This window comes from Prosthecobacter sp. (assembly GCF_014879935.1).
Classification (GTDB): Bacteria; Verrucomicrobiota; Verrucomicrobiia; order Verrucomicrobiales; family Verrucomicrobiaceae; genus Prosthecobacter.
The window spans coordinates 1-11383 of the sequence record NZ_JACSRD010000161.1; the positions used below are offsets into that span (position 1 = coordinate 1).

General features: G+C 62.5%; 9 protein-coding genes. 7 read left to right on the top strand and 2 right to left on the bottom strand.

Translation table 11 applies throughout. The features are described from left to right. The 7 genes from IAE77_RS15610 to ric all read left to right on the top strand — a co-directional run. A partial coding sequence (locus IAE77_RS15610) for a Rid family hydrolase (RefSeq protein WP_294228127.1) occupies positions 1-700 on the top strand: 700 nt, incomplete at its 5' end. Positions 701-706: 6 nt separating this feature from the next. Then, entirely contained in the window at positions 707-2557 is a 1851-nt protein-coding gene (locus IAE77_RS15615) for a DUF1553 domain-containing protein (protein ID WP_294228128.1), read from the top strand. A gap of 20 nt (positions 2558-2577) precedes the next feature. Next, the gene (locus IAE77_RS15620; RefSeq protein WP_294228129.1) at positions 2578-3948 is read left to right on the top strand and encodes a DUF1501 domain-containing protein; all 1371 of its coding nucleotides are present in this window, start codon (positions 2578-2580) and stop codon (positions 3946-3948) included. 12 nt (positions 3949-3960) lie between these two features. After that, positions 3961-6099, top strand: a complete 2139-nt coding sequence (locus IAE77_RS15625) for a hypothetical protein (protein WP_294228130.1) — start codon at positions 3961-3963, stop codon at positions 6097-6099. Then, positions 6096-7334 (top strand): NAD(P)/FAD-dependent oxidoreductase, encoded by a 1239-nt coding sequence (locus IAE77_RS15630; protein ID WP_294228132.1) that lies wholly within the window; start codon positions 6096-6098, stop codon positions 7332-7334. The genes IAE77_RS15625 and IAE77_RS15630 overlap by 4 nt, the downstream gene beginning before the upstream one ends. 14 nt (positions 7335-7348) lie before the next feature. Continuing rightward, positions 7349-8611, top strand: coding sequence for a DUF2264 domain-containing protein (locus IAE77_RS15635; RefSeq protein ID WP_294228134.1), 1263 nt, complete (start codon positions 7349-7351; stop codon positions 8609-8611). A gap of 44 nt (positions 8612-8655) precedes the next feature. After that, the gene (ric, locus tag IAE77_RS15640; RefSeq protein ID WP_294228135.1) at positions 8656-9387 is read left to right on the top strand and encodes an iron-sulfur cluster repair di-iron protein; all 732 of its coding nucleotides are present in this window, start codon (positions 8656-8658) and stop codon (positions 9385-9387) included. A gap of 117 nt (positions 9388-9504) precedes the next feature. On the opposite strand, the gene IAE77_RS15645 is transcribed toward ric, so the two are convergent. Together IAE77_RS15645 and IAE77_RS15650 are read right to left on the bottom strand one after the other, a co-directional pair. Beyond that, the gene (locus IAE77_RS15645) at positions 9505-10980 is read right to left on the bottom strand and encodes a cellulase family glycosylhydrolase (protein WP_294228137.1); all 1476 of its coding nucleotides are present in this window, start codon (positions 10978-10980) and stop codon (positions 9505-9507) included. A 177-nt stretch (positions 10981-11157) separates the two neighbouring features. After that, the coding region (locus IAE77_RS15650; protein ID WP_294228138.1) for a hypothetical protein at positions 11158-11383 on the bottom strand (226 nt) is incomplete at its 5' end.

The following is an 11383-nucleotide window of genomic DNA, read 5'->3' on the forward strand; positions in this document are numbered from 1 at the left end:
CTACCAGGGCTGCATCACGGAGGAGGTGGATGGTGTGGAGCGCTACCGCGAGCTGAACCGCGCCCGCACAGACTTCTTTGCAGGCATCGACTTTGAGCACCGGCCGGTGAAGTTGGCACACAACGGCCATGCCATCTATCCGGCCAGCACGGGCATCGGCACGCTTTGCCATGGACTGGTCACGGCCTGCATGGCCTTGCAGACAGATCGCGAGGATGTGCAGCTCATGGCGCTGGAGAATCCACTTCAAACCTCCGCCTTCGATTATCCGAAGGAGTATTCCCTCAAGAGCCCGAAGTTCGCCCGCGCGATGGCGGTGCGGGCAGGCGAGTATGTCACGACGTGGATCTCCGGGACGGCGAGCATCGTGAACTCTGAAACAGTCCACAGAGGTGACATCGTGAAGCAGACGGAGCAGACGCTCACAAACATCGAGAAGCTCATCGCACCGGAAAACTTTGCGCGGCAGGGCTGGGCGGATGCTGGAGCCACTTTCGAGGATCTCGCGCGGTTGCATGTGTATGTGAAACGACCTGAGGACTACGAGGCATGCCGCGCCGTTTGCGAGCGTCGCGTGGGCCATGTTCCCTCCATTTACGCGGTGGCGGATGTGTGCCGCTCGGACCTGCTCGTGGAGATCGAGGGCGTGGCCTTCTCCCGTGTGCGCAAACCCCAGTCCCAGCTTCAGACCACCCGATGATTCGCCATGAACCCCCCATGTCTCTTCTTCCTGCTGGCCGCGATGACCGCAGCCGGAGCGGTTGACGACACGGCACGCAAAAGCACGCCTGCCGCCGCGCCGTCGCCTGCCGTCAAACCCACGCCAGCGACTCCAAAAGCCAATGCAGCGAAGTCACCGCTGCTCGCCACGGCATCCAAAAAGGCCGCTGTGCCGGTGCTGCCGCCTCCGCAGCCGAAACCGGAACCCAAGGTTGAGCCGCCGATCTACGAGAGCACCTCGCCGGTGAAGCCTGCGGGCGAGATCGACAGGCTCGTGATGGCGAAACTCGCGCCGCTCGGTGTCAAAGCGGTGCTCTGTCCAGACGCGGTGTTTGTGCGCCGCGCCTTCCTCGATGTCATCGGCACGTTGCCGACGGCGGCTGAGGCGCGCGCCTTCATCGAGGACACGAAACCGGACAAACGCCGTGCTTTGATCGAGGCGCTGCTCCAGCGCGATGAGTTCGCGGTGTATTGGGCCATGAAGTGGAGCGATCTGCTGCGCATCAAGGCGGAGTTCCCGATCAATCTGTGGCCGAACGCGGCGCAGGCCTATCACCGTTGGGTGATGACGGCGATTGAGGACAACATGCCCTACGATCAGTTCGCGCGTGATCTGCTGACATCGAGCGGCAGCAACTTCCGCGTCGGTCCCGTGAACTTTTACCGCGCGATGCAGAACCGCGAGCCGGAGGGCATAGCATCCACGGTGGCGCTCACCTTCATGGGCGTACGCACGGATGCGTGGAAGCCGGAGAAGCTCGCGTGCATGGCTCGGTTCTTCACGCAGGTGGGCTACAAGCCGACGAGCGAGTGGAAGGAGGAGCACGTCTTCTGGGACCCGATGGGCACGCACACGCTGGCGGGAAACATCGCGCCGGGGAAAGCCTCCATCGAGGAGATCGGAAAACCTGCCGCGCCCGCGCAAGGTGTCGCCACGACGGACGCTCCGGCGTTGCCAGCGACAGGCGAGGCGGTGTTCCCGGATGGGAAGAAGATCAAGCTTCCGGAGGACCGCGATCCGCGCGAAGTCTTCGCAGAATGGCTCATCACGCCGAAAAATCCGTGGTTCACGCGGAGCATCGCGAACCGCGTTTGGTCCTGGTTTCTGGGTCGCGGCATCATCCATGCGCCGGATGACCTCCGTGAAAACAATCCGCCGTCGAATCCCGAGCTGCTCGCTTATCTCGAAGGCGAGCTGGTGAAGTCGAAATACAACTTGAAGCACCTTTACCGGCTCATTTTGAACTCGAACACCTACCAGGCATCCTCGCTGCTAGGCGACACGAAGCCGGAGGCGCACTTTGCCCGCTATCCGCTGCGCCGTCTGGAGGCCGAACTGATCATTGATGCGATCAACAAGATCACCGGCACCACTGAGCTTTACACCAGCGCCATTCCCGAGCCCTTCACCTACATCCCGCAGGGCGAGCCGGCGATGTCGATTGGCGACGGCAGCATCACCAGTCCCTTCCTCGCGCTCTTCGGACGTTCGGCGCGCGCCACTGGCATGGAGGAAGAGCGGTCGAACAAGTTCATCGCGCCGCAGTGGTTGCATCTTTTGAACTCCACCCAGATTCAAAAGAAGCTGGAGAGCGGTCCCGGCCTCAGAGACATCATCAATGCGAGACGCACGCCGCAGAAAACGCTCGACGAGCTTTATCTGACCATCCTCTCGCGCCTGCCGACCTCCGCCGAGGTGGAGCTGGCTCTCTCGTATGGCGAGCCAAGGGAAGGTCTGAACAAAGTCGGCAAACCGCGCACCGGCAAACGCACCGAGGAGTGGAACGACATCGCGTGGGCGCTGCTCAACAGCAGCGAGTTTTTGTTTCGTCACTAACCCCCAACCTCCGAATCATCATGAGCACGTCGAACCTCCATCAAATCGGCATGACATGCAGCCGCTCCACCACGCGGCGGGATGTCATGCAGGCCGGTCTCTTCAGCACCGCGAGCGTGTTGTTTTCCAACACACACGCCGCCACCGCTCCAGCGCCGCAGGCATTGCCTGCCGCACCCTTCAAAACGAAGGCGAAATCCGTCATCCAGGTCTTCCTGTGGGGCGGCATGTCCCACAACGACACCTGGGACCCGAAACCGGACGCGGGCTACGATTACAATGGCCCGATGAAGGCCCCGCTCTCCACCAACGTGGCTGGCATCCGGCTAAGCGAGTGGTTTCCAAAACTCGCGCAGCAGGCGGACAAGTTTTCACTCATCCGCAGCATGACGCATGGCAACAACGGCCACGAAACCGCTGCGTATCTCGTGCAGACCGCTCATCAGCCAGGCGAGCGTCTGGCGTATCCGAGCGTCGGCGCGGTGTTTTCGTATTTTCGTGGCAAAAACTACAAAGGCGTGCTCCCGCCCTATGTGGTGCTCACGCAGCCACAGGGCCGTTTTTCAGAAGAAGGCTTCCTCGGGGCCAAGTTGAAGCCTTTTGCCACCGGCGGCGATCCAAACGCCTCCCGCTTCGAGGTCGAGGGAGTCATCTCCCGCAGCATCAGCGATACACGCCAGCAGGCGCGGCGTGATTTGCTCGCGAAAATGGACACGCTGAGGCAAACCGCAGGCGGCGATGCGCAACTCACCGCCTCCGAGCAGGCCAAGGCGGAGGCGTATGACATGATCCTCGGCAAAGGACGCGAGGTCTTCGATCTCTCGAAGGAGAAACCTGAACTGCGCGACCGCTACGGGCGCCACACCTTCGGCCAGGACTGCCTCGCCGCGCGGCGCATGGTGGAGTCGGGCGTGCCTTACATCGTGATCAATTATCCCGGCGGCTGGGACACGCACAGCAATCACTTCCAGACGATGGGCCGCCAGGCGCCGGAGCTCGATCAAGGTCTCGCCGCGCTGCTGCTCGACCTCAAAGAGCGCGGCTTGCTGGAAAGCACGCTCGTGTGGTGCTGCGGTGAGTTTGGACGTGGGCCAAAGATCGACTGGCAGCCGCCGTGGAATGGCGGGCGCAATCACTACGGCAAGGTCTTCTCCGTGCTTGTCGCGGGCGGCGGATTCAAAGGCGGCCACGTTGTCGGTTCCTCCGATGCCAAGGCGGAGGAGGTGAAGGACCGCCCCGTATATCCCGTGGATTTACTTGGCAGCGTCTATCAGCTCGCGGGCATCGATCCGAAGGCAAAACTCCCGCACCCGATGGGCCTCGAAGCCCACGTCCTGCCCTACGGTGAGGAAGGCGTGAAGTCCGCCGGTTTGCTCACTGAAATCATGTAACCACTCACCGCCATGAAAATGACACTGGTCACTGCCGTGCTCGCCGCCACCGCGGTGATGGCTCTCGCGGCTCCGAAGGTCAAAGCGCAGTCACGGCCATACATGGGCTACGTCTATCCCGCTGGCGGCCAGCAGGGTGCCACCTTTGCCGTGAAGATCGGCGGGCAGTCGCTCGACAACGTCACCGGAGTCATCGTCACCGGCGGCGGTGTCAGTGCCAAGGTGGATCGTTGCTTCAGCCGCATCGGCCCGCAGGAGATCACGCTGCTGCGCGACCAGTTGCGCGAGCTGAAGGCCGCGCAAAAAGCCGCAAAGGCACCCGACCCAGCCACAGACGATCTCATCGCCCGCATCGAGAAGCGCATCGGTGAATACTGCCAGCGTCCCGCCAGCGCCGCGCTCTCGGGCCTCGTGTTTCTCGATTTCACCATCGCGAAAGACGCCACGCCTGGAAAGCGGGAGTTGCGGCTCGTCACCCATCAGGGTGTGTCGAACCCGCTCGCCTTCCACGTCGGCCAGCTCCCTGAGATGACGCGCAAGCCCATGCTCACCGCCGAGTTTCAAGTCCTCGGCAAGGAACAGCTCGCGCTGCGCAAACGGCCCATCGAAGAGGAACTGGTCAACGTCACACCGCCCTGCACGCTCAACGGCCAGATCGCCTCCGGCGAGGTGAACCGCTACCGTTTCACCGCCCGCAAAGGCCAGCGGCTGGTCATCTCCGCGCTCGCAAGGCAATTGATTCCCTTCATCGCCGATGCCGTGCCCGGCTGGTTCCAGCCCGTGCTCGCGCTTTACGACAGCAAAGGAAAAGAAGTCGCCTACCAGGATGATTTTCGCTTCAAGCCGGACCCCGTCGTGCTCTTCGAGGTGCCGCAGGACGGCGAATACACCGCTGCCCTCTCGGATGCGATCCATCGTGGACGCGAGGACTTTGTGTATCGCATCACCATCGGCGAGCAGCCTTATCTCACCAGCGTCTTCCCGCTCGGAGGCCACGTCGGCGAGACACATCAGCTCAAGATGCAGGGCTGGAATCTCGAAGGTGCGGCTTTGAAGCAGCCCGCGAAAGACGCTGGCGCAGGCGTGCAAAGCGTGGCAGCCATCGTGACAGGCGTCGTTTCAAACGCCGTGCCCTTCGCGCTCGACAGCTTGCCGGAGACCTTCGACAAAGAGCCGAACGACAGCAGCAGCGCCGCGCAGAAAGTCACGCTGCCCGTCATCGTGAACGGCCGTATCGACAAAAAAGGCGACTGGGATGTCTTTGAGTTCCAAGGGAAGGCCGGGCAGGACCTCGTGACCGAGGTGCAGGCACGCCGCCTGGAGTCGCCGATGGACCCCGTGCTCAAAATCACCGGACCCGACGGCAAGATGCTCGCCTTTAACGATGACTATGAAGACGCCGGCAACGGCGTGAACACGCACCACGCCGACTCGTATGCCACGCTCAAGCTGCCCACCGACGGCGCGTATCGCGTCCACATCAGCGACACTGTGCGCGGCGGCGGGGAGGAATACGGCTACCGCCTGCGCATCAGCGCCGCGCGGCCGGATTTTGCCCTGCGCACCGTGCCATCGAGCATCACGCTGCGCGCCAAATCCGGCGGCGGCAGCATCAGCGTCTATGTGCAGCGCAAGGACGGCTGCACCGCGCCCATCACCATCACCTTGAAGAATCCGCCCGCCGGAGTGTCGTGCAAACCGGTCACTCTCACCGGCACGCAAAGCGTCGCGCGACTCGCCATCAAATGCGATCTGCCCTCCTCTACGCCGGCCTTTGATCTCATCGTCACTGGCAGCACCACGCAGGCTGCGAATCAAGCCGCGCTGCAACACGACGCCGTGCCCTGCGAGGACCGCATGCAGGCATTCCTCTGGCGTCATCTCGTCCCCGCGCCCGATTTGAAGGCCGTTGTCTTTGATCCAGACAACAGACCCGCGCCGAAACGCGTCATGCCGCCCGCCACGCCTGCGGACATCGAGGAAGCGAAGAAAAAACTCGTCGGCACCACGGCCAAATTTACCAAGAGCCAGGTCACCGGTCGTCTCCGCCAGATCGAGGGCCTCTACCTCGAAGGCCTGCTCACCGATGCCTTCACCTCAAAACGTGTGGCCGAATGCGCCGCACATGAGGAGCCAACTCAGTCACCATGAACTCAACCACTGACAACGAATGGGATGTTGCCGTCATCGGCGGTGGCCCCGCTGGTGCCGCGCTCGGCACCTTTCTAAGCCGCGCCGGGCATCGCTGCGTCGTGCTCGAAGCAGCGCACTTCCCGCGCTATCACATCGGCGAATCGCTCATCCCGCACACCCACGGCATTTTCGACCGCCTTGGCCTGCTGCCGAAGATGCGCACCTCGCACTTCCCGGTGAAGCACAGCGTGCGTTTCGTCTCCGCAGATGGACACGAGGCCACGCCCTTCTATTTCTCCGAAACCATCGAAGGCGACCGCGCTCGCACCTGGCAGGTTGAGCGCAGCGAGTTCGACATGATGATGCTCGACCACGCCCGCGAGAGCGGCGTTCACGTCCGTGATGCCGGTGTGAAGGAAGTGCTCTTTGAGAACGACAAAGCCGTCGGCGTGCGCTTGAACGGCAGCACGAACGGCGAGGAACTGCGTGCGAAGGTCGTCGTCGATGCCTCAGGCCGCGCCTGCGTGATCGGACGCCAGCTTCATCTGCGCGAGGAACTCCAAGACCTGCGCAAAGCCTCCGCCTGGGGCTACTATCGCGGCGGAAAACGCCTGCCCGGCATCGACGCGGGCGAAACCACCATGTTCATGATTCCCGGTGGCGGCTGGTTTTGGTATATCCCGCTCCCGGATGACATCGTCAGCGTCGGCATCGTCGCTGATCCGCATTATCTCCTCGGCGACAGCGACGACATGGAGACCGCTTTTTTGCGCGAAGTCTCGAAATGCGCCGCTCTCTCCGAGCGCCTCGTCAGCGCGGAGCGCATCGGCCCCGTTCGCGGCAGCCGCCAGCTCGCCTACCTGAACCGCCAGACCAGCGGCGACGGCTGGGTGATGATCGGTGATGCCCGCGCCTTCCTTGATCCCATCTATTCCTCCGGCCTCTATCTCGCGCTCGGTTCCGCCGAACTCGCCGCCGGTTCCATTGATGCAGCTCTGAAATCCGGCGATCTATCGGCTGCGAAGCTCGGAGCCTTCGAGCCCGCGCTCTGGAAAGGCGTCGGCATCATCCGCCAGCTCATCCACGCCTTCTACGACCCCGAGTTCAGCTTTCCCAAATTCGCCCGGCGCTTCCCTGAACAACGCGCCGCGCTCATCGACTGCCTCATCGGCGATGTCGTCGGCAAGGACATGAGCTCCTTCACCGCCGCGCTCGAACAAATGACCCCACCGCCAGGTCCGCTGGGCGGCTAAGCCGCCTTTCACTCATGAACATCCACTCCACGATCAATCGCCGGCGTTTGCTGCAAAGTTCGCTCGTAGCAGGCGCGGTGATGGCCCGCCCGCTGCTGCCAGGGGCGAATGCCGCACCATCAGGCCTCTCGCCGAAAGGCCTGGGCCGGGCGGCGTGGGTTGAGATGCTGATGAAGGTTTCCGAACCAGTCATCGCGAATCTTGCCGCGCAGCAGTTGAAGAAAAACATGCCTGTGGAGGCTCAAAAAGGCCACGAGACCAAACGCGCTGCTGCCACGCATCTCGAAGCACTCGGACGCACGCTTGCAGGCCTCGCACCGTGGCTTGCGGCCTCTGGGCTCGATTCGGCTGAAGAAGCCCTTCGTGTGAAAATGGCTGCGCAGACCCGAAAAGCTCTCGCAAACGCCGTGGAGCCAACTTCAGCCGACAAACTCGATTTTACCGTCGCCACGCAGAATCTCGTCGATGCCGCATTTTTGGCTCTAGGCCTCTCACGAGCCAAAAACGAGCTTTGGGACGCTTTAGACACCACCACACGAGAGCGCTTCGTCACCGCCTTGCAGAGCACGCGAAAGTTCAAGCCCGGCAAAAACAACTGGCTGCTCTTCTCCGCCACCATTGAGGCCTTTCTCGCTTCCATCGGTGCTTCGTGGCTGCCAGAACCCATCGAGACCGCCATCACCGCGCACGAGGAGTGGTATCAGGGCGATGGCATGTATGGCGACGGCCCTAAGTTTCACTGGGACTACTACAACAGCTTCGTCATCCAGCCCATGCTGCTCGCAGTGCTTGATCTCATGAAGCCCTTCGATGCGCGTTGGGAAGGGCACCGCGCCACCATCATGAAGCGTGCGCAGCGCTTCGCCGCCATCCAGGAGCGACTCATCGCGCCTGACGGCACGTATCCGCCCATCGGCCGCTCCATTACCTACCGCTGCGGAGCTTTTCATCACCTCGCGGACATGGCGCTGCGGCGGCAGTTGCCTGTCGGTGTGCCTCCTGCGCAGGTTCGCGGTGCTTTGAGTGCCGTCATTCAGCGCACCCTCACGCCTACAGGCACGTTCGATGATCAAGGCTGGCTCCGCATCGGCCTCTCCGGCCATCAACCGTCCCTCGGCGAGAGCTACATCAGCACCGGCAGCCTCTACCTCTGCACTTTTGCCTTCCTGCCGCTCGGCTTGCCTCCCGACGATGATTTTTGGTCGGGGGCCAAAGCGGACTGGTCTGCCTGCCAGGTCTGGAACGGTGCCGATCTGCCTGCCGACCACGCCATCTGACTTTCTCCTCGAAACAAAAGTTCACAACCAACCCAACGATCACCATGAGCCACCATCCCAACATCATTTCGCCACCTGGAACCACCACCGCCGACCGCACGGTGGGCGAACTCGTCGCCGAACGTCCCGGACGTTCGCGAGTCTTCCAGGATTTCAAAATCGACTTCTGCTGCCAGGGCGGACGCACCCTGCGCGAGGCATGCGAACGACGCGGCGTGGCGCTCGAAAGCGTTCTGGAGCAACTCGAAGCCGAGCAGCACAGCAACAAGGCACCGGATTTCAATCCAGCCGAGCTGCCGCCGACGCAGTTGGCTGATTTCATCGTCAAAACGCATCACACATTCCTGCGACAGGAACTCCCGCGCCTGCACATGATGGCGGAGCGCGTCGCACATGTGCATGGCGGCCATACTCCTTCACTGGTGACCATCTTTGAGGTGTTTCAAGGCATGGAAGACGAACTCATCAGCCACATGGCAAAGGAGGAGCAGGTGCTGTTTCCCGCCATCAGGGCATTGGAAGCAGGCCAGCCCTCCTTCGGCCCGCTGGATGGCCCCATCTCCTGCATGATGCACGAGCATGAGGATGCCGGCTCGGCGCTGGCGGAGATGCGTGCCCTGAGTCACGACTACTCACCCCCCATCGAGGCCTGCAACACCTACCGCGCCCTCTTTGCCGGCTTGCAAGACCTGGAGGAGGATCTGCATCGCCACATCCATCTCGAAAACTCCATCCTCTTCCCAGCGGCGCAGCAGCTCGCCAGTGCGGCTGGTTGAGGCACGGCATCATCTGCGATGCACCACCAGATCAGCGGCGACCACTGGCAACCGGTGGTCACGGGAAGTAAATACCGTGTGACAGGTCGCACTGCGATTGTCATGGCGGCGGGTGGTTCAGTATTTTTCCAGCAGTTCGAGAAACCGGCGGTCGAGCTGGTGGCCGTGAAAGTCCTCGTAGCGCACATCGGTGCGTTCGCTGTCGAGGATGCCGAAGGAGCCGCGGAAGTTCCACAGCGCCCAGCCGAAGCCGGCGGCCTGCCAGTTGCGCAGGCAGTCCTCCGCCCAGCGCAGCGTGTCGTCATGCGGCGTGCGGTGGAAGGCACCCCACTCGCCCACCATCACGCCCACGCCGCGCTCCGCGAGCTGCATCCACGGCGCGACGGCGTTAGTCTTGAGCCATGCGCCGTCCTGCAGCACTGCGCCGGTCAGATGACCGTCCTGCCAGCGCAGCGGGCCGGGTTTTTCGCCGTATTTGCTCTCCAGTTGCACCACGGACTCCGCTCCGCCCTGCACCACACCGATCTCGCTCAGCGAAAGCCAGTCGCCCTCGGTGACGCGCACGGACACGGCCTTCGTCCCGGCCGGGATTTTCGCGGTGTAGTCGCGGTCATAGACGTTCTGCCAGGTCTTCCACTGCTCTTTGAACTCCGCCTTCCGCCACTCGCCCTCGCCGGGACCGCAGACGAAGAGCTTGTCAAAAACGACCGCGTCATCCGCGGCGACGACGAGCCGCGCTTTCGAGGACACCACGCCCACACGCAGCCGCAGTGTCATTGCAGGCTCAAAGCGTCCCTCAATCACCAGCGGCCGCGAAAGCTCCTTTTTCACCGCGCCGTGCAAAAGGCCGTTCGAGCCGAAACTGCGCGGCCAGGCCGGTTTGGGGAAACGAGCGCTGTTCACCCAGCTCGCGCCGTAGTGGCTGATCTCCATCGGCGTGTAGCCGCGAGTCGCCGAGGCCACTTTCAGCTCGCGCAGCTCCTCCATCGGCACCTGGCCCCATTTCGGGCCGTCGCAGATGATGAGCCGTTTCGGGTCCTCGGCGCGGATGGCGTCCACGAGCAGCTTCATCACGCGGAGAAACACCGCGCGGTCCACCTCGGCGGGTTCGTTGAGCAGATTGAAGCTCAGCCGCGCGTTCGGCACCTCGCGGTAGCGCCGCGCAAACGCCGCCCAGTGCATCGCGCACACACGCTGCGCCTCCGCGTCCGTCCACAGGCTCCGTGCCTCCGGCGGCTTCGCCACGGTGTAGCCAGGAGCGCGGTGAAAATTGATGCAGACATGGATGCCATGTTTCCCGCCCCACGTCACGGCTTCATCAATCTGCCGCAGCGCGTCCTCATCGAGCTGCTCCCAGTCCCCGCCGCGAATCCAGCCGCGATAATCCATCGGCAGCCGCACGAAATTGAACCCCAGCTCCGCGATGAGCCGGAAATCCTCCTCGATGAACGGCTCGTGCCGGCCTTTGAAATAAAACTTTTCGAGCAGATTGAACCCGCGCCACCGCGGCAGCTTCTCCGCAGATGGCTCGGGCAGTTCCGCGAACAATCCGGAAGCCGAAACGAGCAGCAGAAGAAGAAAGGCAGTTCTCATGGGGAAATTAAATAGCTTGCTCCAATAAACCGCAATGCCCGACCCATTGTCACATCCATCTCGAAAACTCCATCCTCTTCCCAGCGCCGCAGCAGCTTGCCGGTGCCGTTGGTTGAGGCACGGCATCATTTGCGATTCACCGCGAGATCAGCAGCGACCACTAGCGATGGCGAGAATCTACCTTCTCCCATTCAGGATCATCTCATTGAGCTTCTGGCGCATCGCTTCCATGTCAGGATCGGCGAAAGCAGTGTCCAGTGTGCTCACGCCGTTTGTGTTCGCACTCGTGCCGCTGATGGCGCTGTCGAGTTGGGCTTGGCTGATCTCGCCGGGCGGGCCTTGGGAGCCGTCGCTTCCATTGCTGCCATCGTTGCCGCGTGGGATGGCGAAGGTGAAGCGCACG